Here is a 25,499-nt window from a genome sequence, read left to right as displayed (position 1 = left end):
TCCTTTTGGTGTATAATAGTCTTGCATCTCAGAGTCCTTCTAATTGTGGTTGTCGTAGATTACAATTATATCTCTTTGAGATGTTTTTTTATACACTTAAGTGGCTAACTTCATTTTAGAACTTTCCTAATTATTCTATTTTGAGCTATTCTTGACTATTTTAAAGAAGTAGTTTACTTTTTTTTCATTTTTGATATAATGAATCTATCGGATAAGTAATGCTTATTAACTTTTCAGGAAGTCTGTGGTCGCTGTGAACAGATAAGTTAACTGTATGAAATTCTACCGATAGTAATTAATCAGATAGTAATTAAGTGCACAGATTGTGAAGCTGGATGGAACCGCGCAAAAGCGCTCCAGCGATATCATAGTCTGTGCCTTTTATTTTTATAAATTAAAGGAGAAAATACTATGTTAGATTTAAAACGAATTCGTACTGATTTTGATCAAGTTGCCCAAAAATTAAAAGTTCGTGGTGTAAATGAAGATGTCCTCACTAATTTAAAAGATCTTGATGAAAAACGTCGTCAATTATTAGTACAGTCAGAAGAATTAAAAGCCGAACGTAATATCGCCTCAGCTGCGATTGCTCAAGCAAAGCGTCAAAAAGAAGATGCTAGTCAACAAATTGAAGACATGCAAAAAGTTTCTGCTGATATCAAAGCTATCGATGCTGAATTAGCAGAGATCGATGAGAAAGTTACTGAAATCATCACCATTTTACCAAATACACCTCATGACTCAGTTCCAGTCGGTGCTGATGAGGAGGAAAATATTGAAGTCCGTCGTTGGGGTACACCAAGGGAATTTGATTTTGAAGCAAAAGCACACTGGGAACTCGGTGAAAGTTTAGATATTCTTGACTGGGAACGTGGTGCAAAAGTAACTGGTGCTCGTTTCTTATTCTATAAAAACTTAGGCGCTCGTTTAGAACGTGCCATCTATAACTTTATGTTAGATGAACATGGTAAAGAAGGCTATCAAGAAATCATTACACCTTATATAGTTAACCACGATTCAATGTTTGGTACAGGGCAATATCCAAAATTTAAAGAAGACACCTTTGAATTGAAAGATACAAACTTCGTTCTCATCCCAACTGCCGAGGTCCCATTAACAAACTTCTACCGTGGTGAAATCTTGGAAGGTAAAGAATTACCAATTTACTTCACAGCAATGAGTCCATCATTCCGTTCAGAAGCTGGTTCTGCAGGACGTGATACACGTGGTTTGATTCGTCTCCATCAATTCCATAAAGTAGAAATGGTCAAATTCGCTAAGCCAGAAGAATCATATGAAGAATTAGAAAAAATGACAGCTAATGCTGAAAACATTCTTCAAAAACTCAATTTGCCCTATCGTGTTATCACTCTATGTACAGGAGATATGGGCTTCTCAGCTGCCAAAACATATGACTTAGAAGTTTGGATTCCAGCTCAAAACACCTACCGTGAAATTTCAAGCTGTTCAAACACTGAAGATTTCCAAGCGCGACGCGCTCAAATCCGCTACCGCGACGAAGCAGATGGCAAGGTTAAACTCTTGCATACTTTGAACGGATCAGGCTTAGCCGTGGGACGCACCGTAGCAGCAATCCTTGAAAACTACCAAAATGAGGATGGATCTGTTACAATTCCCGAAGTTCTTCGCCCTTATATGGGTGGGGTAGAAGTTATTGCTCCAAAATAAAATATATAGAAAAAGACAAAGCAGCTGCTTTGTCTTTTTGAGTGTCAAGATTATAAATTTTTTAATTTGGATAGTCGCCACCAGGCACACCATAATACTCTTCTAAAGTTTTTCCAGATTTGGCAATGTCCTTAGCTTCTTTTCCGACATAACGAATATGCCAGCTTTCAGCCTGATAGCCTGTAGAAGCTTCTTTATTAGGTAAATAGCGTAGAATAAAGCCATAATCTGGAGCATGCTCTAAGAGCCACTGTGAAGCTTGTGGTTCTTCTAATAGATTTCCTTGACCATCTAGAATATCAAAAGCTAAACCTGATTGATGCTCACTGTAGCCCGGTCTGGCAGAATAACGATCTGCCTGAGCTTTTCCGTCTCGATTGACATAGTTTTGGTAAAGCTCAGTTTGTGTATCATAAGACCTAAAACCACTGTATTGGTCACTAACTGAAAAGCCTTGATTTTTCATTTCAGCAATAACTTGCAGAAAAGCCTTTTTAGCTTTAGCATCTTCACCAGGATTATAATGCTTATCTAGTGGATGTCGCTTATTAACAATAATAACTGAGCCATATTTACCTTCTACACTATAATAAGAGCCGTTATTAGTGACTTTTACAGGCTTATTTTTTTGTCCAATTGGGGTCTTTTTCATCGGTAACGATCCAGTAGACTTATTAGTATCTGTTTTCTCGCCTTGAGAGGAGGTACTTTGGCATGCTGATAAAGTAAGTATTAGTGGGATTAAGAGCAAATAGTTTCTTTTTTTCAAATGAAATCTCCTAGTCATAAAAAAATCCTTCTACTAAGGATTTTAAAATTGTCTAAACTTATGATACCTCTTTTCAAGCAGTTGGTCTAGAGTCAACTTTTTCAATTCTGCAAATTCTGTGATTAAATGATCACGCATCCTATCAATTATTTCAGATGAAAAATAACCTCTTTCAGTAATCAACTGATCAACCACACCCAAATTAAGCAACTCTCTAGCTGTAATCTTCATTAATTGTGCCGCTTCACTGGCGCGCGAGCCATCCTTCCAAAGTATTGAGGCAAAGCCTTCTGGACTTAAAACAGCATAGATAGTATTCTCTAACATCCATACCTTGTCGGCTACAGCTAATGCAAGTGCGCCACCTGAACCACCTTCACCAATAATGATGGCAATAATAGGAACCTTTAGATCACTCATCTCAAGGAGATTACGGGCAATGGCTTCACCCTGCCCTCGCTCTTCTGCGCCAACTCCTGGAAAAGCTCCCGCAGTGTTAATTAAGGTAACAATCGGCCGTCCGAATTTTTCTGCTTGTTTCATTAAGCGCAAGGCTTTCCGATAACCTTCCGGATGAGGCTGCCCAAAATTGCGGTACAAATTATCATGAAGATTCTTTCCCTTTTGAATCCCAACGATTGTAATAGGCTCATCACCAAGATGACCTATCCCACCAATTATTGCCCCATCATCTGCGAATTGACGATCACCATGTAATTCTATAAAATCTGGACAAAGAGCCTTGGCATATTCTAAAGCAGTCAAACGACCTTGATCTCTTGCTTCTTTTAGAATTCTACTTGTATCAGTCATTTGCCACCTCCATGTAAATCAATCAATTGAGCTATTGTTGCGGATAAATTTGGCCTCTCTACAATGGCATCAATAAAACCATGATTCAAGAGAAATTCAGCTTTTTGGAAATCCTCTGGAAGATCTTGTCTAACTGTTGTTTCAATAACACGTCGACCAGCAAAACCAACCATGGTCTGTGGCTCCGCTAGGATAATATCTCCTTGCATGGCAAAACTTGCAGTCACCCCACCAGTTGTTGGATCAGTAAGAATGGTCAAGTAAAAGAGCCCTGCTTTGGAATGCTTTTGGATAGCTGAAGAGATTTTTGCCATCTGCATTAAGCTAAAAATACCTTCTTGCATACGCGCACCACCTGAAGCAGTAAAAATCACCAAAGGAAGCGATTCCTCAATGGCTAATTCAATCAGTCGCGTGATTTTTTCACCCACAACAGTTCCCATACTCCCCATGATAAAATGGCTGTCCATAATGGCTAAGGCTAATCTATGCCCTTTAATTGTTGCTGTTCCTGTCAAGACAGCTTCATGAAGCCCTGTTATTTGTCTTGTCTGTTGAATTTTTTGCTGATACCCAGGAAACTGCAACGGATCCTTGGTTTCAATTTCTGTAAACATATCACTAAAAGAGCCCTGATCAACAGTCATCTGTAAACGTTCTAATGCTGAAAGTCTAAAGTTATAGGCGCATCTTGGGCACATTTTCGTTAGACCTAAATCTTTTTGATAAACCATATGCTTACAAGATGGACACTTTGCAAAAAGTTCATCTGGAACTTCTGGAACGATTGCGCTACTTGAGGAGTGATTAGGAGTAATCCGAATATATTTATCTTTTCTTTTAAATAAAGCCATACGCCCTCCTAATCCTTATTGTAATTTGGTAAAAATGTTTCCATCAAAAATGACGTATCATAATCACCGGCAATAACCTGTTGATTAGCAATTAAGTCTAGTTGAAAATTCACATTTGTTGACACGCCTTCAATTTCCATCTCAAATAAGGCCCTTTGCATTTTCATCAAAGCATCAAAACGATTATCACCATGTACAATAACTTTGGCAATCATACTATCATAATATGGCGGAATGGTATAACCAGGATAAACAGCAGAATCAACTCTTAAACCGACACCTCCACTTGGCAAATATAACTCTGTTATACGACCAGGGCTTGGCGCGAAATTAAAAGAAGGATTTTCGGCATTAATCCGACATTCAATGGCGTGCCCCTTAATTGTAATATCTTCTTGTTTAAGCTCTAATGGGTTGCCTGCAGCAATCTTGATTTGTTCTTTAACCAAGTCAACACCAGTCACAAATTCGGTTACTGGGTGTTCAACCTGTATCCGCGTATTCATTTCCATGAAGAAAAACTGCCCACTAGCTTCATCCAATAAGAATTCAATGGTTCCCGCATTTTCATAGCCCACAGCCTTTGCTGCTCTAACTGCTGCATCTCCCATTTCTTTTCTCAAGGTCTGTCCAATAGCTATTGATGGACTTTCTTCAAGAACTTTTTGATTATTTCGTTGTAATGAACAGTCACGTTCACCTAGATGAATAACATGACCAAGGGCATCTCCTAAAATTTGCACTTCAATATGCCTAGCCGGGTAAATAACTTTTTCCATATACATGGTACCATTACCAAAGGCACTCAAAGCTTCTTGCGAAGCAGAGTGAAATGCAGCAGCTAAATCAGCTGCTTTTTCCACTTTACGAATACCTTTACCTCCACCTCCAGCAGAAGCTTTCAGCATCAAAGGAAAACCAATTTCTTCGGCCACTTTTACAGCCTGCTCTACAGTTTCAATCTGGCCTGATGAGCCAGGGATAACTGGTACACCAGCTGTAATCATTTCAGCACGCGCATTAATTTTATCCCCCATCTTATCCATTACTTTAGCAGATGGTCCAATAAATTTAATATGCATCTCTTCACACATGGTTACAAACTTAGAATTCTCACTTAAAAAACCAAATCCAGGATGAATAGCTTGTGCACCTGTAATAATAGCTGCCGATAAGACTGAACTCATGTTTAAATAGGAGTCCGTTGATCTTGTTGGCCCAATGCAAATGGCTTCATCAGCTAAAATCGTGTGAAGAGCATCCTTATCAGCTTCAGAGTAGACTGCTACTGTGGAAATTCCAAGTTCTCTAGCCGCTCGGATGATACGCACAGCAATTTCGCCACGATTAGCAATTAAGATTTTTTTAAACATAACTTCCCCCACAGAAACTTTCTTTTTTACTTCTCAATTGCAAATGTTAGGGTTCCACTTGCAGCAAGTTGCCCGTCTACTTCAGCTGTTGCTTGGACAACAGCAATATTCGCACGTCGTTTAACAAACTTGGCTGTCATGATTAATTGATCTCCAGGAACAACTTGTTTTTTGAATTTAACTTTATCCATACCGGCATAAAAAACGAGTTTTCCTTTATTTTCATCTTTTGATAATTCTAAAACACCAGCTGTTTGAGCCAATGCTTCCATAATGAGAACTCCTGGCATGACTGGATAGGAAGGAAAATGCCCATTAAAAAATGGTTCATTAATACTGACATTTTTTAATGCGATAATTTGGTCTTCTGAAACCTCAAGAATTCGATCTACTAATAACATCGGGTAACGATGGGGTAAAGCTTCTTGAATTGCATTAATATCCATCATTTTATTCTTACCAAACCTTTCCCAAACTCAACCAGTTCTTCATTAGCAACTAGAATTTCAGTAATTGTTCCGTCTGACGGCGCTGGCACCTCATTCATTACTTTCATTGCTTCAATAATCAGAAGTGTTTGTCCTTTTTTAACCTTATCACCTACAGCTACAAAATTTTCTTTTCCAGGTGCAGAAGATAAATAAGCGACTCCAACTAATGGACTGTTAACAACTTCTCCCTCAGCAAGACTATTATCAACAGGTGTCGAAGTCGTTTGGGGAGCTTCCCTAGTTACATCTATCTCTTTAGCAACTGGAGCTTCTACAGCCTTTGCTAATACTGTTGTATTTTCTGAAGCTTTACTATCATTTTTACTAAAACTGATTTCAGTTTCATTTGTTTTAAAGGAAAATTCCCTTAAACCTGATTCATCGAACTGTGTCATCAAGTCTTTTACTATTTGAATATCCAAATTAAGTCTCCCAATCTTCAAATTCCAAAATTGTTCCACTAAAAGATTCTTCTTCATTCAAAAAAGTCTTCGCCTGTGGTAGTATCTCTATCTTTTCCTTTGTATCTTTTATTATACATTCCGTTGAATGATTCTTTTTAAAAATTAGATCAATTTTTTCTGTTTTTAGAGTAAACTCGCTTAAGCATAATGCATCTAAATGTGAAATTAAATTTCTAATCTCCTCAAAGGTCACATTAATCCTCCCATTTCTTAAAGGCTAGGACAGCATTGTGTCCACCAAAACCAAAGGTATTTGAAATAGCATAGTGAATTGTAGCTTCTTGTCCTTGTCCAATAATGATATTAGCTTCAATATCATCAGATAATTCAGTAGTGCCTGCAGTCATCGGAATAAAGGAGTGTTGCATCGCCTCTAAAGTCGCAATAGCTTCAACTGCACCAGCTGCACCTAGCAAGTGACCAGTAAATGACTTTGTTGAAGAAACTGGAACTTGATTACCTAAAGTCGCAACAATTGCACTACTTTCACCTTTTTCATTTGCTGGAGTTGATGTACCATGTGCATTAACATAGTCTACTTGATTTGCTTCAATACCCGCTTCATTTAAGGCAAGCATAATTGCCTTACGTGCTCCCAATCCTTCTGGATGTGGCGAAGTCATATGATAGGCATCACAAGTATTTCCGTAACCGACTACTTCAGCTAAAATAGTTGCTCCACGTTTTTGAGCATGCTCTAAACTTTCAAGCACTAGCATTCCAGCTCCTTCGCCCATAATAAACCCATTACGTTCTTTATCAAAAGGAATAGAACTTCTCTTTGGATCTTCAGTTGTTGACAAAGCTGTCAATGCTTGGAAGCCGGCAATAGCAAATGGTGTAATGGCAGCTTCTGCACCGCCCACAACCATAATGTCTTGTAAGCCAAACTTAATCGTACGGAAAGCATCTCCAATAGCATCATTAGAGGATGCACAAGCTGTATTAATTGATTTACAAATCCCTTGAGCATTCAAACGCATGGCAACATTTCCTGCAGCCATATTTGGAAGTGCCTTTGGTAAGGTCATTGGTTTTAAGCGTTTTGGACCTTTTTCATGCAGTCTAATCACTTGCTCTTCAATTTCTTTAATACCACCAATACCAGTTGCTACAATCACTCCAAAACGATCTGGATTCAAGCTATCTAAGTCTAGTTTTGCATTCTTAACGGCTTCTAAAGAGGCATATAAAGCATATAAAGAATACATGTCAAAACGGTTCAAATCTTTTCTGATGAAATAGTTATCAAAAGGAAAATCATCAATTTGAGCAGCATTTTTCACTTGATACTCACTAGTATCAAACTTTGTGATTGGCCCAATTCCAATATTTCCTTCTTTTAAGTTAGTCCAAAACTCATCTGGCGTATGTCCAATTGGAGAAGTTACCCCATATCCTGTAATTACTACTCTTGTTCCACTCATTGTTATTCTCCTTTATTGCATCGTCACTCCGCCATCAATAGCAATAACTTGACCAGTTATATAGTCTTGGCTTGCTAAAAAGAGCGCTAATTGAGCCACTTCGTCTGCTTGTCCAATGCGTTTCATTGGAATTTGATTTAAAATGGCAGCTTGTTGCTTTTCTGATAATGTTCCCGTCATGTCCGATTCTATAAAACCAGGTGCGATAGCATTGACGGTTACTTTTCGACCTGCTACTTCACGGGCAACCGACTTAGTAAACCCAATTAACCCTGCCTTTGAAGCAGCATAGTTGGCTTGGCCTGCATTCCCAGTTAAACCGACTACACTTGATAAATTAATAATTGCTCCTTGTCTTGCTTTAATCATTGGTTTTAATACTGCTTGCGTCATATTAAAAGCCCCAGTTAAATTAACTTTTAAAACATCCTCAAAATCTTTATCCGTCATTTTTAAAAGAAGTTTATCATTTGTGATACCAGCATTATTAATGAGAACATCTATTTGTCCTAAAGAGCTAGTGGCTTCATCAATCATACCTTGTGCATCTGCATAATCTGATACATCACCTGAAACAGGGAGGATTTGTCCAGAATAATCTTTAAATTGATCTAATAAATCACCTGAAATAGTGGAACGTCCATTAATAACGACATTAGCACCTACTTTTGCAAACTGATGTGCGATGGCTAAACCAATACCTCGTGTTGATCCTGTTATAAATACATTTTTATTTTGTAAATCCATTACTTTACCTTCCTACTGATTTAAATAATCTGTTAAACTTTGAACTGAGTCAATACTAGTACATGATAAGGAGTTATCAATTTTTTTGAGAAATCCAGTTAGAACTTTTCCTGGTCCAATTTCAATAAAGTCTTTAATAGTCATTGCTTTTAAGGTTTCAATACTGTCATAAAATCTGACTGGCTCCATAACTTGACGCGCTAACAATTGCTTAATTTCTGCTTGTTTCATTACGCTTGCCTCAGTATTTCCAACAAGTGGCACTGTCATTTCTTGAAAGTCATAATTATCAAGAACTTTTGCCAACTCCTGACTTGCTGATTCAAGAAGTGCTGTGTGAAATGGTCCAGAAACATTCAAAGGAATGATTCTTTTGACACCCTTTTCAGTCAACAATGTGACTGCCTTATCAACTGCATCAATCTCGCCACCAATGACAATTTGACTAGGAGTATTATAGTTTGCAGGAGCAACAACCCCAAGGGATGAGGCTTGCAGACAAACCTCTTCAATAGTCGAAGCAGCTGTATTTAAAATAGCAACCATTTTACCAGAACCAGCAGGGGTAGCTTCTTCCATTAGCTGTCCTCTTTTTTGAACCAATTGCAGAGCAGCTTCAAAAGTTATTGCACCAGTAGCTACCAGTGCAGAATATTCACCGAGTGACAATCCTGCTACAGCAGTGGGTTTAATCCCATTTTCAGCTAAGAGTCTGTATATCGCTACTGAAGTTGTTAAAATAGCTGGTTGAGTATATCTTGTTTGATTTAATCTATCTGGCTCCTGATCAATTAACAATCGTAAATCATAACCTAAAATTGCTTGAGCCTGAGCAAAAGTCTCCCTAACAACTGGGAAAGCTTCGTATAAGTCACTTGCCATCCCAACAGTTTGCGCCCCTTGTCCAGCAAATAAAAATGCGACTTCTGTCATTTTCTTTCCTCTACTTCTCAGATGCGTTTCTACTAACTGAAACCCAACGCTGAGCTTCTTTATTAATTACTTCGGCAGCTGTATAGAAAATATCTTCCAAAATCTCCTGACAACTTTCCTCTTTTTTGATTAGCCCTGCGATTTGACCAGCCATAACTGAACCATTCACAACATCACCATCAACAACAGCGTCGCGTAATGAGCCAGCACCCATCTCTTCAATATCTTCTGCTGTTTTTAAATCACTCAAGAATTTTTTTTCTGCTTTTGCATAAGCAGACGTTAATTTATTCTTGATGGATCGAACGGGATGCCCGACAACTTGAGCTGAGACTACCGTATCAATGTCTTTGGCCTTGAGGATTTTATCTTTAAAATTTTGATGCGCATTTGATTCTTTTGCGACAACAAATCTTGTTCCAACTTGCACCGCTTCAGCACCAAGCATGAAGGCTGCAGCTGCGCCAGCACCATCGGCAATACCACCTGCAGCAATAACAGGAATTGAAATGGCATCAACGACTTGGCGAACCAAAGTCATTGTTGTCAATTTCCCGATATGTCCACCAGCTTCCATACCTTCCGTGATGACAGCATCGACGCCTAATTTTTCCATTCGCTTTGCTAGCGCTACACTAGGTACAACTGGAATAACCTGGATTCCTGCAGCATGTAGACGTTCCATGTATTTCCCAGGATTTCCCGCACCAGTTGTTACTACTTTAACACCTTCTTCAATCACAAGATCTACAATATCATCTGCAAAGGGTGATAAAAGCATAATGTTAACTCCAAAAGGGTTAGTTGTGATTGATTTTACTTTATCAATGTTTGCTTTAACAACTTCCTTTGGGGCATTTCCGCCTCCAATAATACCTAATCCTCCAGCGTTTGATACAGCTCCCGCTAGGTCGCCGTCAGCAACCCAAGCCATTCCTCCTTGGAATATTGGATACTTAATATTTAATAATTTCGTAATTCGTGTTTTCATTACTTTAACCTACTTTATCCAAGAAAAATAGTTTGATTATCAAACTATTATAAAAAAAGAAAGAGTGAGTTAGGTCCATAAAAGGGGCTAATCTCACCCACATATTAAGAATTATTCAGAACTAGTTACTGACTAGTTGAATTTGTCTTAACAGTATTTTATTATTTAGTTTTTGCTTCTACATAAGCAACTAAATCACCAACTGTATTTAAGCCTTCTTCAGTTTCAATTTGGATATCAAATGCATCTTCAATTTCTGAGATAACTTGGAAAACATCTAGCGAGTCAGCATCTAACTCATCAAAAGTTGTTTCCATTTTTACTTCTTCTACTTCTTTTCCTAATTCTTCAACGATGATTTCTTGTACTTTTTCAAATACTGCCATTTTATTTCTCCTTAAGTAATGTATATGTTTTTATAAATGTGCGAGGCACATGATATAACTAGATTTTAACAATTAGACTTCCCCATGTCAAACCACCACCAAAACCGGCTATTAGGATTGTTTGGCTACCATCTAATCTAATTTTCCCATTTTCAACTGACTCTGATAACAAGATAGGAATACTTGCTGCACTTGTGTTTCCATAGGTCATCATATTCTCTAGAAATTTTTCTCGAGGTAATTTGACCTTTTGTGCCATTTTATCTAAAATACGTCTATTCGCTTGATGAAAGAAGACATAATCAATTGCATCTTTGTCAATTGCTGTGCTATCAATCAAATCAGAGACACTTTTTGAAACGTCTCTAATTGCAAAGTCAAATATCGTACGTCCATCCATTGTTAAATAGGGATTGGATGAAATAGTATCAGAGAAAGGGGATACAAGTGGACTTAGTCCAGACTGTAAACTCTGTCCTCGTGACCCATCTGTATGTAGTGATTCAGCCAGAAATTGTTTTCCCTGACTACTTTCAAGCAATACACCTCCAGCACCATCCCCAAACAGTACTGCAGTTGTTCGATCTGACCAATCAAGTGTTTTTGATAAAACTTCTGCCCCTATGACAATACCTCTTTGGTATAGCCCTGAAGCAATCAACTTTTCTCCCATCGCTAAGGCATAAACGAAACCACTACAAGCTGCAGATAAATCAAAAGCAAAGGCCTGTTTAGCATTAATTTTTGCTTGGACAAGCGCTGCTGTTGATGGCATCATGGAATCGGGAGTAATAGTTGCCACGATAATAAAATCAAGCTGATCTGCCCTTAATTCTGCCACTTGTAATAATTTCAGCGCAACATGGCTTGCTAGATCACTTGTATTTTCATTTCGGCTAATGTACCTAGATTCGATTCCTGTTCGAGATTGAATCCATTCGTGACTCGTATCAAGAAATTGAGTCAGTTTATCATTTTCAATTTTTTGGTTAGGAACATAATGTGCTACTTGACTGATTTTTGCAAAAGGCATTAAATCAAGTCCTCCAAGAATTGATGTAAATTTTTCAGACCTTTTAACAGCGATTCCATACTCTCTTCATCCATACCCTCAGTCACCTGACCAACCATATTTTTATGAAATTTTGCATGCAACCTGTCAAGCAGTCTTCCTCGTTTTGTGAGGGATAAGTAAACGACACGGCGATCATTTACGGAGCGAGTCCGAGTAATATACCCTTTTGCTTCAAGTTTATTCAAGCTAGTTGTCACTGTACCTAGAGTAACCATAAGTTCCCGAGCTACATCACTTGGTGTGACATTGTCATATTTTCCGATAATATCAATGGTATGCATTTCTTTAAGTGAAACATCCTTAAATTGACTAGTCTTTAAACTAATTTCCTCAATTACTAAGATCCTATTAAAGACATCCACTAAATAATCATTGATTTTATTGTATTCCAATTCTACACCTCCTTACTGATAAACTTTGACTCTCAAATTATATCAAACGTCAAAGTTTTATGCAAGATGAGAACTTCTTATTTCCCCTTGAAGCTTGGTCTTCTTTTTTCTGCGTAAGCCATAACGCCTTCTTTAAAATCTTCTTTAAAAGCAAGCTCTTTTTGATAGTGTAATTCTTGTTTTGCGTAATTTTCCCAATCTGAAAAATTACTTTCCCAAATCAACTGTTTCATTGCGCCATAAGAGTTAGACGAACCTCTTCTCAAACGTTTTAACAATTGTTCAAGTGTTTTTTCCAATTTCTCAGGATTAGGAGCTTTGTAAACAAAACCATAATTAAAAGCTTGCTCTGCCGTAACACCATCTCCAGTCATTACCAGATGCGTCGCTTTATTAATACCAACAGCTCGTGTTAGCAGATATAGGCCACCAGCATCCGGAGCTAAGGCAACATTTACGAAAGCTTGAACAAATTTACTGTTGGTACTTGCAATACAAAAATCAACAGCAAGGGCTATGTTGAAAGCAGCTCCTGCAACCGCACCGTCCGCACATAAAATAACTGGTTTAGGTAATTGTTTTATCTCAAATGTAATATCTTGGACAAGTTCAGCAATTTTAACTAATGAATCAACAGCATCTTCTTCTACAGCTTTCTGCATTTGGACTAAGTCGCCACCGACAGAAAAAATTTTCCCATTGGCTTTGATGACTAAGAACCGAATATCACTATTTCCTTTTACACTCGCTAAAACATCTAAGATTTCTTGACACATTGGTATATTAAAACCATTAGCCACTTGAACACGATTAAATGTCAAAACTGCTGTATCATCTACTGTCTCAAAAAGAATATGTTGATATGTCATAACCACTCACTTTCTATCACCAGTAATATTTGAGATTCAAATAATTTGATAGTCAAACTATTTTAAAAACATTTTACACCACTTATTGAAATCTTGCAAGAAAAAAATAAATTTTTTTAGCGACTGAAAAAATTGTTATAAAAATAAGGTCTTTAAAAGTCAATTTTCAAGAAAAGAAAAAAGTGAGGACAATCAATTTTGTCCCCACTTTGAAGAGAATAAGTTCTCAATTACGATTAAATTTCGTCAAAAGCGTCTTTCATTTTATCCAAAAAACCTTTTTTCTTTGGTTTTGAAATACTTTCACCACTCGCTAGGGCAAATGCTTCCAAAGCTTCTTTTTGTTGATCATTTAATTTTGTTGGTGTTACAACATTAACGGTAACGTGTTGATCGCCTTGACCTGCTCCACGTAGTTTTGGAGCTCCTTTGCCTTTTAGTCTGAATACTTTCCCTGTTTGTGTTCCTGCCGGAATAGACATTTCTACCTCGCCATGCACTGTTGGAATATCAACACTTGCACCCAAAGCCGCTTGGACAAAACTAATATCCATTGTGTAATAGATTGTAGAGCCATTTCGTTCAAACTGCTTGCTTGGCAATACATTCAAAATAACAAAGAGATCGCCATAAGGACCACCATTTGTACCTGCTTCACCTTGCCCTTGAAGTCGGATTTGTTGACCTGTTTCAACCCCAGCAGGGATTTTAACAGATACTTTGTGTGTTTCTTTTTCATGACCACTTCCATGACAAGTATGACACGGTTCTTTGATTTCTTTACCTGTTCCGTAGCAGACATCACAAGTCACTTGACGACGCATCATGCCGAGTGGTGTTTGGGTATCAACATTGATCACGCCTGCACCATGGCATCGACCACAGGTTACAGGACTTGTACCTGGTTTGGCACCAGAACCATTACATGTTGAACAGCTTGATTCACGGTTATAAGTAACCTCTTTTTCAGTACCAAAAACAGCTTCTTCGAAACTTAAATTGACGCGATATTGTAAGTCATCACCCTGACGAGGAGCATTCGGATTACGCATGCCACCGCCACCGCCGAAAAAGCTTGAGAAGATGTCTTCAAAGCCACCAAAGCCAGCCCCATCAAATCCACCACCGAAGCCACCTTGTCCACCTGCCGCACCATATTGATCATAGGCAGCACGTTTTTGTGAATCACTTAAGGTTTCATATGCTTCTTGAACATCTTTGTATTTTTGTTCAGCGCCAGCTTCCTTATTAATATCTGGATGGTATTTTTTAGACAGTTTACGGTATGCTTTTTTTATCTCGTCTGAAGCTGCGTCTTTGGTTACCCCTAGACGTTCATAAAATTCAGTATTATTCATATATTTTAAATAGTAAGCCATTAAACGACTCAAAGAAAATTAAGGCCATCCAGTTAAGATAGAACACTATCCAGGAGATATTTTTCTTTTTCATCGGGTCTTAAGCATAGCAGTTCTACTTATATTTTACTAAGTAGAATTCTCGCCCTAACAACTTAATTCAATTCCTCTCTACGTATTAGACTAATTACTTCACTGTTACAAAACAATTGACTGTCTTTTTATTATGATTGACAAGAAATCTCATTATGATAGAAAGATTTCTTTTTATTACTTATAGATAGCCAAAACAGACGGGGCGAGGCGCCCCGCCTTTTTGGAATGCTACTTTAGTAGAAGTGGAGACTATTTTGTTGCCACTCAGAAACCCCCATTCACTTCCTGTTTCTAAGCTCGTGGGATAAAACAGTCCACTGAGTTGCCTCTCGCTTTTTGTTTCTAAGCTCGTGGGATAAAACAGTCCACAGGACTGTTTTATTTCTCCGTGAATTCTCCATCTACAACATCGTCACCAGCTGATGCCTTATCTGCTGATTGAGCACCTTCAGCGCCTTGTGTTGCTTGTTGTGCTGCAGCAGCTTGTTCATACATTTTAACTGCTAACGCTTGAGCTTTTTCATTCAATGCTTCAAGTTTAGCTTTCATGTCTTCAAGATTACCAGATTCTTGAGCAGCCTTTAAGTCATCAAGTGCTGATTGAGCAGCATCATGTTCTGTATCGAAGCCTTTGCCTTCTGTTTCTTTAATTGTTTTTTCAGTTGCGAAGATAGCTTGGTCAACTTCGTTCTTAAGGTCAACTTCTTCTTTACGTTTTGCATCTGCTTCTGCATTTGCTTCTGCATCTTTCATCATACGATCGATTTCATCTTCACTTAAACCATCATTTGATTTAATAACGATATGTTGTTCTTTTTGAGTACCAAGGTCTTTAGCTTTAACAGAAACAATACCATTTTTGTCAATATCAAAAGTTACTTCAATTTGAGGGATTCCACGAGGTGCAGCTGGAATATCAGTCAATTGGAAACGACCAAGAGTTTTGTTATCTGCTGCCATTGGGCGTTCACCCTGAAGCACATGGATATCAACAGCTGGTTGATTATCTGCTGCTGTTGAGAAAACTTGTGATTTTGATGTAGGGATTGTTGTATTACGGTCGATTAATTTAGTGAATACACCACCCATAGTCTCAATACCAAGTGATAATGGCGTTACGTCTAAAAGAACAACATCTTTAACATCACCAGTGATAACACCACCTTGAATTGCAGCACCCATTGCTACAACTTCATCTGGGTTAACTGATTTATTTGGTTCTTTACCAGTTTCAGATTTAACAGCTTCAACAACAGCTGGGATACGAGTCGATCCACCAACTAAGATAACTTCATCAATTTCTGATAATGAAAGACCTGCATCTGACAATGCGCGACGAACTGGTGTTTTAGTACGTTCTACTAAGTCACGAGTAAGATCATCAAACTTCGCACGAGATAGGCTCATTTCTAAGTGAAGTGGGCCAGCGCTGCCAGCAGTAATAAACGGTAAGCTGATTTGTGTTTGAGTAACACCTGAAAGATCTTTTTTAGCTTTTTCAGCAGCATCTTTCAAACGTTGCAATGCCATTTTATCTTGTGACAAATCAATGCCATTTTCTTTTTTGAATTCTTCAACTAAGAAATCAATAATTTTTTGGTCAAAGTCATCCCCACCAAGTTTGTTATCACCTGCAGTAGCAAGTACATCAAAGACACCATCACCTAATTCAAGAATTGATACGTCAAACGTACCCCCACCAAGGTCAAATACCAAGATTTTTTCTTCTTTATCAGTTTTATCCATACCATAAGCTAAAGCTGCTGCTGTAGGTTCATTGACAATACGTTCAACTTCTAAACCAGCAATTTTCCCAGCATCTTTAGTTGCTTGACGTTGGGCATCGTTAAAGTAAGCAGGTACAGTGATAACGGCTTTTTCTACCTTTTCACCAAGATAGTCTTCAGCATAACCTTTAAGGTATTGAAGAATCATTGCTGAAATTTCTTGTGGAGTGTATTCTTTACCATTAGCAGAAACTTTTTCAGAAGTACCCATTTTAGATTTAATAGAGATTACTGTTTCTGGGTTAGTTACTGCTTGACGTTTTGCAGCATCACCAACGATGATTTCACCATTTTTGAATGATACTACTGAAGGAGTTGTACGATTTCCTTCTGGGTTAGCAATAATTTTTGATTCCGTTCCTTCGAGAACTGCTACAGCTGAGTTAGTTGTACCTAAGTCAATACCAATAATTTTAGACATAATATAAGATACCAAGAACGTTGAAATAGTCCAGTGGACTATTTCAATCTGGAGATAAGAAAAGCGAAGCTTTTGACATCAACGATTGAACACGTTCAATTCCTTTCAAATTTTAAAGTTCGTTTATTAATTTATTTAGAGTCTAGTTTAACGACTTGGCGGTCGAAATAATAATTTAGATTTAATTTAGTTGAACACGGGCTAAAATCTTAGTGAAAAAGATAAATCGTTTCGAAATTCAGAATTGTCTACCGATTTCCTATTTTCATACAGATTTCTAACGCCCTTTGTATCCTAGTTAGTTGTAAACCACTACCATGGCCGGTCTTAACAAGCGTTCATGAAGTTTGTAGCCTTTTTGGAAGACTTGTGCAATTGAATCAGCTGGGTGTTCATCATCAGCTGGCATCGTTTGAATAGCCATATGTAGGTTGTGATCAAATGTTTCAACAGCAACTTCTTCAATCCCCTCTTCTTTAAGAGCTTGAAGTAAACTTTCTTGAACCATTTCTAAACCTTTTTTAACATCATCTGTTAAGCCTTCAACAGCTAAAGCACGTTCTAAGTTATCTAAACTTGGCAAGATTTTTTTAGCTAAATCCTGTGAACGATATCGTTGAATCGTTTGACGCTCTTCAGTAGCACGGCGTTGGATATTTTGCATTTCAGCATGTGCACGAAGATACTTATTCTCAAATTCTTCAGACCGTTCCATAGCTAAGTCAAGCTCGCTTTTTTCAGGAACTTTTTCTTCTGCAACATCTTCAACTGACTCATCAGATGCAACAACTTCCTCAGTCACTTGATCTAAGTCTTCATTGATTTCTTCTTGTTTGACATCATCATTTTTGTGTTTCGACAAGTCACATACCTCTTTTCATTTTTCTATTAAAATTCATTTACTTCATAGTGGTTACTATTGAGATAACGATAGTAATCTCGCAACTTCATGGCTAAGATACGACCAACGACATTGATTAAGCTAACATTGCGTCGATAATTCATGTCAATTGGACCAATCAAACTCAGTAAGCCAAACCCTCTATAAGGAATTAAGAATTTGTAAGTTAGTAAACTTAAATCAGATAAGGCCGGCTCACAACTATCAGCAACTTGAACCGTTGCCATTTCATTTTCCGCCATCCCTTGCCTAATTGACAGTGCCAAAGCTTGCTCACTATCTAAAAATTGATAAGTTTCAATCCCTGCGTATTCTAAAGCATTGACCTTTCCTGAAACAAAAATAGTTTCCCGAAAAAGACTACTGAAAATATAATCAAACAAGTCTGAAACATTATCCGTAATCGCGAAATATTTCTGTAGAACTTGAGGAATCTCTGTCCTTAACTTGTAGTGAACATCCAACAATTCCCTACCTGTCAACCTTTCATCCACAATCTCTTTGAGTTTGAACAAATCACGTGCCAAGAAATTTTTAGGAATGGCAAATTGAACAGTCAAGGGCTTTGAATCATCTAAGTTTAAAACAGCCAAAGCATCATGCGTCGATAGTTGAACGATATCAAAGCCCGTCAACTTTTGCCTTGCTGGCTCAACATCAAGAATGGCTACGCTGTAACCTGTAATATCAGCTAAAACTTGACTGGCTTTTTTTAAGATATCCTCTAAATTGAAAGCTTCGAAATCAAAAGCTTTAACCATTTGATAAACATCACGTTCATCAATGCTATCAAGACTCAAAGAATGCTCTACAAAATATTTAAAGCCGGCTGGACTTGGCATGCGTCCGCTAGAAGTATGAGCTTTTTCAAGTAGCCCCATTTTTTCCAGTTTAGCCATCTCGTTTCGAATAGTTGCACTACTTGATTCGATACTGGCTTGGAGAGCCTTAGACCCAACAGGTTCATGTGTTTGAGTAAAGAGGTCAACAATTAAATTTAAAATGTCATTTTGACGTTCTGTTATCATTAACACTCCCCCTTTTTACTTTAGCACTCTACCAGTTAGACTGCTAACTTATATTTCCATTATACTCCTAAAAAGAACCTTGTCAAGAGAAAAGCATAAAAAATTAGCACTCTTTTTTTAGAGTGCTAATGACTTAATCATATTGCGTTAAATTCTTATCTTCAATGACTTTTATAAGCTTTGTCGGATAATTTTTATCATAAGAATAGATATATTTCCCTAGTGACTCTGCTGGTGCCTTATAGCCTTCTTGCGTAGCTAACTGATGATACAATTGTTTATCCCAAATTGTACCTTGTCGAAGACAAGCAAAATAATCAGCAATAGAGGCTTCCCAATTTGGATAAGAGCTAAATTTTAATCTTGTATTATTTGGATTAGTTAAGATAGGCTTTGTTGACTCTAAAATAACATAGTTATCACCCGGTTTTGCAAGCATGGAAAATAAATTATGATACTTGGCCGCCAAAATACTTTGCCCATTTTGACTATCTATTACAATTTGACCAATCACAATAGAGGGTCTAATGCCGTATATTTTCGCATAAGGTTTCACCCTCTTTGCAATGTCATCAATAAAACCTTTTTCAGAATAAGGAACAGTGACTAGCTGACTAGCATTTGGTGTTTTAGCATGTAACAACAAGGGTGTGACGATTGCAAAAACAAAGAAAAATAACAGGAGTAAAAATGTATTTAATGTTAATCGCGATCTCATTGATTCTCCTTTAGTAAGGCAATATATTCTTCTAGCGTCAGCTTATGCTCAGACATGTACTTAGCGGAAGCTTTTCCCACATAACGATAGTGCCAATCTTCATACCCAACTCCAGTAATCTTTTCCTTGTCTTCAGGGAATCGTAAGACAAAACCATAATCAGCAGCTAGTGCAACAATTTGTTTGACCGTTTCAACATGGCTCTGATTCAAGTAGTTAGAGGTTCCCATGTCCATCGCTAAGCCAGTCACATGTTCACTAGCCCCTGCTGGTTGGGAATAGGTTTGAACTAATTTTTCAGCTTCAGCATCCGTCAAACTAGGATTATTGGCCTTTTCCTGATCAATATAAGACTGAAACAGTTGGGCTTGCGTCTCTACACTACGGTAACCCGAGATGAGATGTTCTTCGGGGTCAATGGCTTGCGCAGCTGCTAAAAATCCTGCTGCAGCGTCAACAATACGAGCATCTAGTTGGATCCCATTTAAGTCAGCTAAAGTTGGATTCAATTCTTGTGTAGGATGATCTCTATTTACCAAAATGAGTTCCCAATCTTTTGTTGATACCTTAGGTAGCCCAGTAATTTTCTTTTTGGTTGTTGTATGTTTTTTATCCTTGGTTAAATTAACTTTATCTTGCCTGACTGTCTGACTTGGATTATCCTCTCGGATAAGCACATAAAGTCCAAAGAAAAAGACGAAAACAACCAAAACTTTTCCTAAAAAAATAATAATTTTTCTATTTTTCATGACATTCTTCTTCAATCATTTGGCGACCACGTAGACGGTAGGACATATCACCAACGGTTTCAATAGTGAATTTACCATCTTCGAAGTCAACTACTGTAATACTTCCATTATCAATGTATTGTTTTTTACGACTTGGATCAATTAACCACATGAAAGTCCCAATAGTCATTCCGTGACTCACAACAATGGCATTACCTCCACCACTATTTTGAATAGATAAAGCGATAGCTTCAAAACCATCATAAATCCGTTTACGCAATATTTCCCAAGGCTCTGCCCAATTAGCAGTATCTACTTCAACAATACTTTGTGCCAATTCAGAATAAGGAACTTCTGACATATTTTCTTTACCTTCAAAGGCTTTTGTTCTAGGAAGGACACCTAAAAATAACTCCGAGTCATAGGCGCCATCTAAACTACCAAAGCACCATTCACGGATTCGTTTATCTCTAGTATAAGGTAGGAACTCATTTTCTGACTCACGTAAAACAATTTCCATGGTTTGCATGGTTCTGCCAGAGTCACTTGAAAATGCTGCTTGAAAAGGGATTGCGGCATCCTTTAAACCTAATCCTAATTCTCTGATGCCCTCTTCACCTTTTTTAGTTAAGGGTGTATCACTCCAACCTTGGGCACGACCTATTGTATTAAACATTGTTTTCCCGTGACGCGCAATATATAATCTTGTCTTTGTCATAGTAACCTCCAGATTCTCTTTAATATTATAGCATTAAATAGGCTTTCAGCCAATCTTAGACAATTAATCGATGGGCATTAAAAACCAAGAGGCTGACAAAAACACCTGCTAAAAAGCAAGTGTTTCTTCTTAATTCTTAAAGCTATGGATTGGCGCAGGGATTTGTCCACCACGCGCAATAAAGTCTGCTGATGAGTTTTTATTGACTGATATGACTGGTGCAGTTCCAAGTAAGCCACCAAATTCAATCATTTGGCCAACTTTACCTTTTGGAATAATCCTAACTGCTGTTGTTTTTTGATTAATGACACCAATAGCTGCTTCATCAGCAATCATGGCAGCAATGGTTTCATATGGGGTATCGTCAGGAATAGCAATCATATCCAGACCTACTGAACAAATCGCCGTCATGGCTTCTAATTTTTCTAGGTTCAGAGATCCATTCTGAACAGCCGCAATCATCCCCTCATCCTCTGAGACTGGTATGAAGGCACCTGACAGTCCTCCAACTTGGTTGCAGGCCATTACGCCACCTTTTTTCACAGCGTCATTTAAGAGGGCTAGCGCAGCAGTTGTCCCATGAGTCCCTACCATTTCAAGACCCATCTCTTCGAGCACGCGCGCCACAGAGTCACCAACAGCCGGAGTCGGAGCTAAGGACAAATCAACAATCCCGAACTTAACGCCTAGACGCTCACTAGCCATTTGCCCAACCAATTGACCAATCCGAGTAATTTTGAAAGCCGTCTTCTTAACGGTTTCAGCGAGAACGTCAAAGCTTTCGCCTCTCACTTTTTCAAGAGCACGTTTGACAACGCCAGGACCAGAAACGCCAACGTTAATCACTACGTCAGCCTCTCCAACCCCGTGGAATGCGCCAGCCATAAATGGATTATCCTCCACAGCATTGGCAAAAACCACCAGTTTTGCAGCACCTAAATCTGATAATTGAGCAGTTTCTTTAATGATACGGCCCATATCAGCTACCGCAGTCATGTTAATCCCTGACTTAGTTGACCCAATGTTTACGGATGAACAAACTTTTTGAGTCTCAGCTAGTGCTTTAGGAATAGAATTAATTAAAATCTCATCACCCTTTTGGTAGCCCTTTTGAACGAGTGCCGAAAAGCCACCAATAAAGTCCACCCCAATTTCATGCGCAGCTTTGTCTAAAGCCTTAGCAAGAGGTAGATAGTCTGTTGCATCAGTTGCTGCGCCAATCAAAGCAATTGGTGTGACCGACACACGTTTATTAACAATGGGAATACCCAATTCAGCAGCAATCTCATCACCAACAGCAACTAGGTTAGCAGCTTTTGTCACTACTTTTTGATAGATTTTTTCAGCCGAACGATCAATATCAGAGTCAATACAATCAAGAAGGGAAATTCCCATTGTGATGGTTCTGATATCAAAGTGTTGTTCTTCAATCATATCAATTGTTTCTTTAACTTGTTTGATATCCATTTAGAGGCTCCTTATAAGTTATGCATAGCATCAAAAATAGCCGTACTTTGGATATTAATCTTCACTTGTAAGCTATCACCGTAATCTTTAAAAGCTTGACGTAAGACCGTAAAGTCTTGCTTATCTGGACTCGAAACCAAGGCCATCATGGTAAAATAATCATCTAGGACAGTTTGCGAAATATCATCAATATTTAAACCAAGTTCAGCAATCTTACCAGAAACACCAGCAACAATCCCTTTGCTGTCTTTACCAACCACTGTAATAATAGCTTTCATTCGAAGCACCTCCTAATATTTGTTAAATTTTACCATAAAAATACGAACAATTCCAGAACACCCTTGCTATTTCGTTAATTCATTTCAGAAAGATGACAACTACAACATTTAAGATAAAAATTGTCACTCAATTGACACCAAAAAACCATACTGATTATCTATAATAGGCATAGCAACCAATAAAAGAGATAAGACAATTTTATGTTGCTTGTAAAGAACACACTATTAGAAATGTTGATTTAACAAGGTTTCTAGGTGTGTTTTTTTGTTGAAAATAATATTTATAAAAAATAGTTTATTCAATTGATAACGGTTACAAAGATGCTATAATTCCTCTTATATTAATAAAAAGGTGGTATATAGCTATAGCTATTGAGATAAAAAATGATACTTTTACAAAATTAGGTGCCTCTGAGAAGTTCGAACATAAGATATTGGTTAAGTTTAAGGATAAATCTGAATCAATTAAAAATTACCCAGAAATTAATGCTTTATCTAATTGGACTTATCAAGATAGTTTAAGTGGTTACGTTGGGAAAACAAAAATGAACCTTTCTCAAATCCAACAACAATTTAAAGAAATCTATAATCTTGATAAAAAAGCGGTAGCCGTCCAAAAAATCGGTGGAACATGGGCTAGCATGATATAGCAAAGTCACCTTCTAGATGGCTTTTGTTTCTTTTTGTGATCAATTATTAAATATAAAATCTTTTCACACTTTTGATTGTACTATTGTATCTTTTTCACTACTGAGGTATCATTTAGGTATCAAAATAATCTAAGGTATTACTTTGGAAACTCAGTTCAAAGTGTTATAACTATTGTTTCTACCCAACTTTGGCTTGCACTTTGTGAATACCTTAAAGAGGATTGTAATAGAAAGAGGGCTCGGAATGAAAAAAATAAATGATATTAAATTTATTAGGCTAATCAAAATTGTCCAAATTTTCCTTTTTCTCTTAGGAAATATTCTGTTAAGCAAAGGATTTTCAACTTATTTTAGTTATGGGATTTTAATAGTCATATTAATTTTAGCCATTCCCATTCCAAAGCAGTATAAGTGGGGCTTTACTGCTGAAAAAACGACATTTTTAAGGAATAATAATGCTGTTATCGAAACTGCAATGTTATTGATTATTATCATCAGTTTAGCATTTTTGATTGGAACTTTTATTTGATTTATCCCCCTACTCCACCACCCTAATAAATTGATGGCTTTTGCCGATGAGTCTGATTTTTTTGTCGATGTTTCCCGTTAGGGAGCGGATATAGTCTGCTTCAGTGACTTCATGGTAGTGATGAATTAGTCCTGAGACATACTCGACTTCTAGGGCATTGTCTTCCCACCCAATTGATTTGACCAGACGTGCTGTTACAGTTTGTCTTTTCATTCTATACGATGCTTTCTAGTAGATTATTCTTGTCATGTATTTCATCAAATAGCATTTTTCATGCAAAAACCGTTGATCGCCCAACGGTTTTTATTTTTTTCCAAACAACATCGAAACTAGGGCAATCACAATAGCCGCACCCAAAATTGATGGGAGCAAGGCCATCCCAGCCAAATGTGGTCCCCAATTGCCAAATAAACTTTGGCCAACTGATGACCCAATTAGACCAGCTGCAATATTAGTGATGCAACCCATTGAATCACTTTTTTCAGTTATTTTTCCAGCTATCATCCCGATGATAGCACCGACAATTATCGACCCAATCATAATAGTCTCCTTTTTAGTTTTACCCATTATATCATAGTTTGCTTCAAAGTAAGCTTTCAAGCTCAGCGCAAATCTTGAAAGTTCTTCTGACGCCTCAACAGGATAATATCTCTAAGTGAAATCAGTAGCACAGCCATCATAATAAAAAGCATACCAAGGAGATCTATGGGATAAAAAATTTCCGAAAGGAGAAGAACAGCAAAGAGTACCGAAGCAATAGGCTCAACAGCTGCTAATAAACTTCCCTTGACAGGCCCTACGAGACTTGCCCCTTTTAAAAAGAAAGTATAGGCAAAAATTGTGCCGACGATAATTAGCCCAAAAAGTGCAATGCTGTTGCCAACCGTCAACTCCAAATGGTAACGCCATGGTCGAACAATGACTGTAAAAATTGAACCCGAGAAAATCATAGCCAGACCAATAACAACCAAACTCCCCCAAGTTTCAATCAACCGTGCAGGCATCATCACATAAAGGGTAGCTGTTACAGCTGAAATCAAGCCCCATATAAGCCCTTTGGGAGTAATCGCTAAGCTGCCCAACTGTCCATGAGTGGCAATGATAGCAGTTCCAAAAATCGCAAAAAAGATAGAAAGACCTTCTGCTACACTTGGTTTACGTTTTTCATTTAAGGCAACTACTGTCATAACGAGGACAGGGGATAAGTATTGCAAGACAGTCGCCGTTCCGGCATTTGTGTGTTTAATGGCATTCATATAGGAATACTGATTCATTAACAACCCAATGATACTAAACATCAAAATATTGATTAGAATCTGTTTGTGTGATAAGACATGGAGGAGCTTTTCTCTTTGTGTCATAAACGCCATACCACAAAGAACCATTCCAGAAATCATCAGACGAAGCGAGGTAAGTAAATTCACTTCTACCCCATGTGACATCAAATATTGACCTGAAACACCTGACAAGCCCCAAGCAAGACCTGCCATCAACACCATTAATGACCCTTTATTCTTCACAATAACCACCATTCTAACTTATTTGTT

The 25,499-nt window shown here is 37.8% G+C and carries 30 protein-coding genes; 3 read left to right on the top strand and 27 right to left on the bottom strand.

Annotated elements, in window-relative coordinates:
* Positions 1–411 precede the first annotated feature (411 nt).
* Positions 412–1,689 (top strand): serine--tRNA ligase, encoded by a 1,278-nt coding sequence (gene serS, locus ACVRZD_RS04675; protein WP_447450307.1) that lies wholly within the window; start codon positions 412–414, stop codon positions 1,687–1,689.
* Between the two features lie 61 nt (positions 1,690–1,750).
* Here the strand turns inward: serS and ldcB are convergent, their stop codons facing one another.
* From ldcB to ACVRZD_RS04555, 24 genes are all read right to left on the bottom strand, one after another.
* Entirely contained in the window at positions 1,751–2,458 is a 708-nt protein-coding gene (gene ldcB / locus ACVRZD_RS04670) for an LD-carboxypeptidase LdcB/DacB (RefSeq protein WP_037624961.1), read from the bottom strand.
* 42 nt (positions 2,459–2,500) lie between these two features.
* Positions 2,501–3,271, bottom strand: a complete 771-nt coding sequence (locus ACVRZD_RS04665; protein WP_037624959.1) for an acetyl-CoA carboxylase carboxyl transferase subunit alpha — start codon at positions 3,269–3,271, stop codon at positions 2,501–2,503.
* Positions 3,268–4,125, bottom strand: a complete 858-nt coding sequence (gene accD, locus ACVRZD_RS04660) for an acetyl-CoA carboxylase, carboxyltransferase subunit beta (protein WP_037624957.1) — start codon at positions 4,123–4,125, stop codon at positions 3,268–3,270. The genes ACVRZD_RS04665 and accD overlap by 4 nt, the downstream gene beginning before the upstream one ends.
* Positions 4,126–4,133: 8 nt before the next feature.
* Positions 4,134–5,498 carry an acetyl-CoA carboxylase biotin carboxylase subunit gene (locus ACVRZD_RS04655; RefSeq protein ID WP_037624984.1) on the bottom strand — a complete coding sequence of 455 codons (1,365 nt, stop codon included), beginning with the start codon at positions 5,496–5,498 and terminating at the stop codon, positions 4,134–4,136.
* A 26-nt stretch (positions 5,499–5,524) separates the two neighbouring features.
* Positions 5,525–5,947 carry a 3-hydroxyacyl-ACP dehydratase FabZ gene (gene fabZ / locus ACVRZD_RS04650; RefSeq protein WP_037624955.1) on the bottom strand — a complete coding sequence of 141 codons (423 nt, stop codon included), beginning with the start codon at positions 5,945–5,947 and terminating at the stop codon, positions 5,525–5,527.
* Entirely contained in the window at positions 5,944–6,411 is a 468-nt protein-coding gene (accB, locus tag ACVRZD_RS04645; protein ID WP_037624953.1) for an acetyl-CoA carboxylase biotin carboxyl carrier protein, read from the bottom strand. The genes fabZ and accB overlap by 4 nt, the downstream gene beginning before the upstream one ends.
* Before the next feature lies 1 nt (position 6,412).
* Positions 6,413–6,646, bottom strand: coding sequence for a hypothetical protein (locus ACVRZD_RS04640; RefSeq protein ID WP_037624951.1), 234 nt, complete (start codon positions 6,644–6,646; stop codon positions 6,413–6,415).
* 1 nt (position 6,647) lies between these two features.
* Positions 6,648–7,880, bottom strand: coding sequence for a beta-ketoacyl-ACP synthase II (gene fabF / locus ACVRZD_RS04635; RefSeq protein WP_037624949.1), 1,233 nt, complete (start codon positions 7,878–7,880; stop codon positions 6,648–6,650).
* Positions 7,881–7,892: 12 nt separating this feature from the next.
* Entirely contained in the window at positions 7,893–8,627 is a 735-nt protein-coding gene (gene fabG, locus ACVRZD_RS04630) for a 3-oxoacyl-[acyl-carrier-protein] reductase (RefSeq protein ID WP_037624947.1), read from the bottom strand.
* Positions 8,628–8,639: 12 nt separating this feature from the next.
* Positions 8,640–9,560 carry an ACP S-malonyltransferase gene (gene fabD, locus ACVRZD_RS04625; protein ID WP_447450306.1) on the bottom strand — a complete coding sequence of 307 codons (921 nt, stop codon included), beginning with the start codon at positions 9,558–9,560 and terminating at the stop codon, positions 8,640–8,642.
* Between the two features lie 10 nt (positions 9,561–9,570).
* Complete coding sequence (fabK, locus tag ACVRZD_RS04620; protein WP_037624944.1) at positions 9,571–10,551, bottom strand: enoyl-[acyl-carrier-protein] reductase FabK; 981 nt, start codon at positions 10,549–10,551, stop codon at positions 9,571–9,573.
* Positions 10,552–10,712: 161 nt separating this feature from the next.
* Complete coding sequence (locus ACVRZD_RS04615) at positions 10,713–10,937, bottom strand: acyl carrier protein (RefSeq protein ID WP_037624942.1); 225 nt, start codon at positions 10,935–10,937, stop codon at positions 10,713–10,715.
* A gap of 58 nt (positions 10,938–10,995) precedes the next feature.
* A complete protein-coding gene (locus ACVRZD_RS04610; protein ID WP_037624941.1) occupies positions 10,996–11,970 on the bottom strand; it encodes a beta-ketoacyl-ACP synthase III in 975 nt (324 codons plus the stop codon).
* A complete protein-coding gene (fabT, locus tag ACVRZD_RS04605; protein WP_037624939.1) occupies positions 11,970–12,404 on the bottom strand; it encodes a fatty acid biosynthesis transcriptional regulator FabT in 435 nt (144 codons plus the stop codon). The genes ACVRZD_RS04610 and fabT overlap by 1 nt, the downstream gene beginning before the upstream one ends.
* A gap of 77 nt (positions 12,405–12,481) precedes the next feature.
* Complete coding sequence (gene fabM / locus ACVRZD_RS04600; protein ID WP_037624937.1) at positions 12,482–13,273, bottom strand: trans-2-decenoyl-ACP isomerase; 792 nt, start codon at positions 13,271–13,273, stop codon at positions 12,482–12,484.
* A gap of 236 nt (positions 13,274–13,509) precedes the next feature.
* Positions 13,510–14,631 (bottom strand): molecular chaperone DnaJ, encoded by a 1,122-nt coding sequence (dnaJ, locus tag ACVRZD_RS04595; protein ID WP_037624982.1) that lies wholly within the window; start codon positions 14,629–14,631, stop codon positions 13,510–13,512.
* A 474-nt stretch (positions 14,632–15,105) separates the two neighbouring features.
* Positions 15,106–16,935 (bottom strand): molecular chaperone DnaK, encoded by a 1,830-nt coding sequence (gene dnaK / locus ACVRZD_RS04590; protein WP_037624935.1) that lies wholly within the window; start codon positions 16,933–16,935, stop codon positions 15,106–15,108.
* A gap of 298 nt (positions 16,936–17,233) precedes the next feature.
* Positions 17,234–17,797, bottom strand: coding sequence for a nucleotide exchange factor GrpE (grpE, locus tag ACVRZD_RS04585; RefSeq protein ID WP_037624934.1), 564 nt, complete (start codon positions 17,795–17,797; stop codon positions 17,234–17,236).
* 26 nt (positions 17,798–17,823) lie between these two features.
* Positions 17,824–18,864, bottom strand: coding sequence for a heat-inducible transcriptional repressor HrcA (hrcA, locus tag ACVRZD_RS04580; RefSeq protein WP_447450305.1), 1,041 nt, complete (start codon positions 18,862–18,864; stop codon positions 17,824–17,826).
* Positions 18,865–18,997: 133 nt separating this feature from the next.
* Complete coding sequence (locus ACVRZD_RS04575; protein ID WP_447450304.1) at positions 18,998–19,582, bottom strand: glucosaminidase domain-containing protein; 585 nt, start codon at positions 19,580–19,582, stop codon at positions 18,998–19,000.
* A complete protein-coding gene (locus ACVRZD_RS04570; RefSeq protein ID WP_037624932.1) occupies positions 19,579–20,331 on the bottom strand; it encodes a M15 family metallopeptidase in 753 nt (250 codons plus the stop codon). The genes ACVRZD_RS04575 and ACVRZD_RS04570 overlap by 4 nt, the downstream gene beginning before the upstream one ends.
* On the bottom strand, positions 20,321–21,028 hold the full coding sequence (locus tag ACVRZD_RS04565) for a histidine phosphatase family protein (protein WP_447450303.1): 708 nt from the start codon (positions 21,026–21,028) through the stop codon (positions 20,321–20,323). The genes ACVRZD_RS04570 and ACVRZD_RS04565 overlap by 11 nt, the downstream gene beginning before the upstream one ends.
* 129 nt (positions 21,029–21,157) lie before the next feature.
* The gene (locus tag ACVRZD_RS04560) at positions 21,158–22,495 is read right to left on the bottom strand and encodes a PFL family protein (protein WP_037624929.1); all 1,338 of its coding nucleotides are present in this window, start codon (positions 22,493–22,495) and stop codon (positions 21,158–21,160) included.
* Between the two features lie 11 nt (positions 22,496–22,506).
* Positions 22,507–22,773: an ACT domain-containing protein gene (locus ACVRZD_RS04555; protein WP_037624927.1), complete on the bottom strand. Its 267-nt coding sequence runs from the start codon at positions 22,771–22,773 to the stop codon at positions 22,507–22,509.
* A gap of 434 nt (positions 22,774–23,207) precedes the next feature.
* On the opposite strand from ACVRZD_RS04555, the gene ACVRZD_RS04550 reads away from it, so the two are divergent.
* On the top strand, positions 23,208–23,423 hold the full coding sequence (locus tag ACVRZD_RS04550; RefSeq protein WP_037624925.1) for a hypothetical protein: 216 nt from the start codon (positions 23,208–23,210) through the stop codon (positions 23,421–23,423).
* A gap of 244 nt (positions 23,424–23,667) precedes the next feature.
* Positions 23,668–23,952, top strand: coding sequence for a hypothetical protein (locus ACVRZD_RS04545; RefSeq protein ID WP_037624923.1), 285 nt, complete (start codon positions 23,668–23,670; stop codon positions 23,950–23,952).
* 9 nt (positions 23,953–23,961) lie between these two features.
* On the opposite strand, the gene ACVRZD_RS04540 is transcribed toward ACVRZD_RS04545, so the two are convergent.
* The 3 genes from ACVRZD_RS04540 to ACVRZD_RS04530 form a co-directional block, all read right to left on the bottom strand.
* On the bottom strand, positions 23,962–24,165 hold the full coding sequence (locus ACVRZD_RS04540; RefSeq protein WP_447450302.1) for a hypothetical protein: 204 nt from the start codon (positions 24,163–24,165) through the stop codon (positions 23,962–23,964).
* 90 nt (positions 24,166–24,255) lie between these two features.
* Complete coding sequence (locus ACVRZD_RS04535) at positions 24,256–24,492, bottom strand: GlsB/YeaQ/YmgE family stress response membrane protein (RefSeq protein WP_037624980.1); 237 nt, start codon at positions 24,490–24,492, stop codon at positions 24,256–24,258.
* A 62-nt stretch (positions 24,493–24,554) separates the two neighbouring features.
* Positions 24,555–25,484: a DMT family transporter gene (locus tag ACVRZD_RS04530; protein ID WP_037624919.1), complete on the bottom strand. Its 930-nt coding sequence runs from the start codon at positions 25,482–25,484 to the stop codon at positions 24,555–24,557.
* Between the last annotated feature and the right edge of the window lie 15 nt (positions 25,485–25,499).

It is taken from the genome of Streptococcus hongkongensis (genome assembly GCF_053206145.1).
This window is presented reverse-complemented; position numbering and strand designations above follow the sequence as displayed.

Bases quoted from the DNA above. Each gene is read 5' to 3' on its own strand.
- dnaJ (WP_037624982.1), bottom strand. From the start codon at position 14,631: ATGAATAATACTGAATTTTATGAACGTCTAGGGGTAACCAAAGACGCA.
- ACVRZD_RS04575 (WP_447450304.1), bottom strand. From the start codon at position 19,582: ATGAGATCGCGATTAACATTAAATACATTTTTACTCCTGTTATTTTTC.
- ACVRZD_RS04665 (WP_037624959.1), bottom strand. From the start codon at position 3,271: ATGACTGATACAAGTAGAATTCTAAAAGAAGCAAGAGATCAAGGTCGT.
- ACVRZD_RS04540 (WP_447450302.1), bottom strand. From the start codon at position 24,165: ATGAAAAGACAAACTGTAACAGCACGTCTGGTCAAATCAATTGGGTGG.
- ACVRZD_RS04655 (WP_037624984.1), bottom strand. From the start codon at position 5,498: ATGTTTAAAAAAATCTTAATTGCTAATCGTGGCGAAATTGCTGTGCGT.
- ACVRZD_RS04530 (WP_037624919.1), bottom strand. From the start codon at position 25,484: ATGGTGGTTATTGTGAAGAATAAAGGGTCATTAATGGTGTTGATGGCA.
- serS (WP_447450307.1), top strand. From the start codon at position 412: ATGTTAGATTTAAAACGAATTCGTACTGATTTTGATCAAGTTGCCCAA.
- ACVRZD_RS04570 (WP_037624932.1), bottom strand. From the start codon at position 20,331: ATGAAAAATAGAAAAATTATTATTTTTTTAGGAAAAGTTTTGGTTGTT.
- ACVRZD_RS04610 (WP_037624941.1), bottom strand. From the start codon at position 11,970: ATGCCTTTTGCAAAAATCAGTCAAGTAGCACATTATGTTCCTAACCAA.
- fabF (WP_037624949.1), bottom strand. From the start codon at position 7,880: ATGAGTGGAACAAGAGTAGTAATTACAGGATATGGGGTAACTTCTCCA.
- fabG (WP_037624947.1), bottom strand. From the start codon at position 8,627: ATGGATTTACAAAATAAAAATGTATTTATAACAGGATCAACACGAGGT.
- dnaK (WP_037624935.1), bottom strand. From the start codon at position 16,935: ATGTCTAAAATTATTGGTATTGACTTAGGTACAACTAACTCAGCTGTA.
- ACVRZD_RS04555 (WP_037624927.1), bottom strand. From the start codon at position 22,773: ATGAAAGCTATTATTACAGTGGTTGGTAAAGACAGCAAAGGGATTGTT.
- ACVRZD_RS04535 (WP_037624980.1), bottom strand. From the start codon at position 24,492: ATGATTGGGTCGATAATTGTCGGTGCTATCATCGGGATGATAGCTGGA.
- fabZ (WP_037624955.1), bottom strand. From the start codon at position 5,947: ATGATGGATATTAATGCAATTCAAGAAGCTTTACCCCATCGTTACCCG.
- hrcA (WP_447450305.1), bottom strand. From the start codon at position 18,864: ATGATAACAGAACGTCAAAATGACATTTTAAATTTAATTGTTGACCTC.
- fabM (WP_037624937.1), bottom strand. From the start codon at position 13,273: ATGACATATCAACATATTCTTTTTGAGACAGTAGATGATACAGCAGTT.
- fabD (WP_447450306.1), bottom strand. From the start codon at position 9,560: ATGACAGAAGTCGCATTTTTATTTGCTGGACAAGGGGCGCAAACTGTT.
- fabK (WP_037624944.1), bottom strand. From the start codon at position 10,551: ATGAAAACACGAATTACGAAATTATTAAATATTAAGTATCCAATATTC.
- accD (WP_037624957.1), bottom strand. From the start codon at position 4,125: ATGGCTTTATTTAAAAGAAAAGATAAATATATTCGGATTACTCCTAAT.
- ACVRZD_RS04560 (WP_037624929.1), bottom strand. From the start codon at position 22,495: ATGGATATCAAACAAGTTAAAGAAACAATTGATATGATTGAAGAACAA.
- ACVRZD_RS04565 (WP_447450303.1), bottom strand. From the start codon at position 21,028: ATGACAAAGACAAGATTATATATTGCGCGTCACGGGAAAACAATGTTT.
- ACVRZD_RS04615 (WP_037624942.1), bottom strand. From the start codon at position 10,937: ATGGCAGTATTTGAAAAAGTACAAGAAATCATCGTTGAAGAATTAGGA.
- ACVRZD_RS04545 (WP_037624923.1), top strand. From the start codon at position 23,668: ATGAAAAAAATAAATGATATTAAATTTATTAGGCTAATCAAAATTGTC.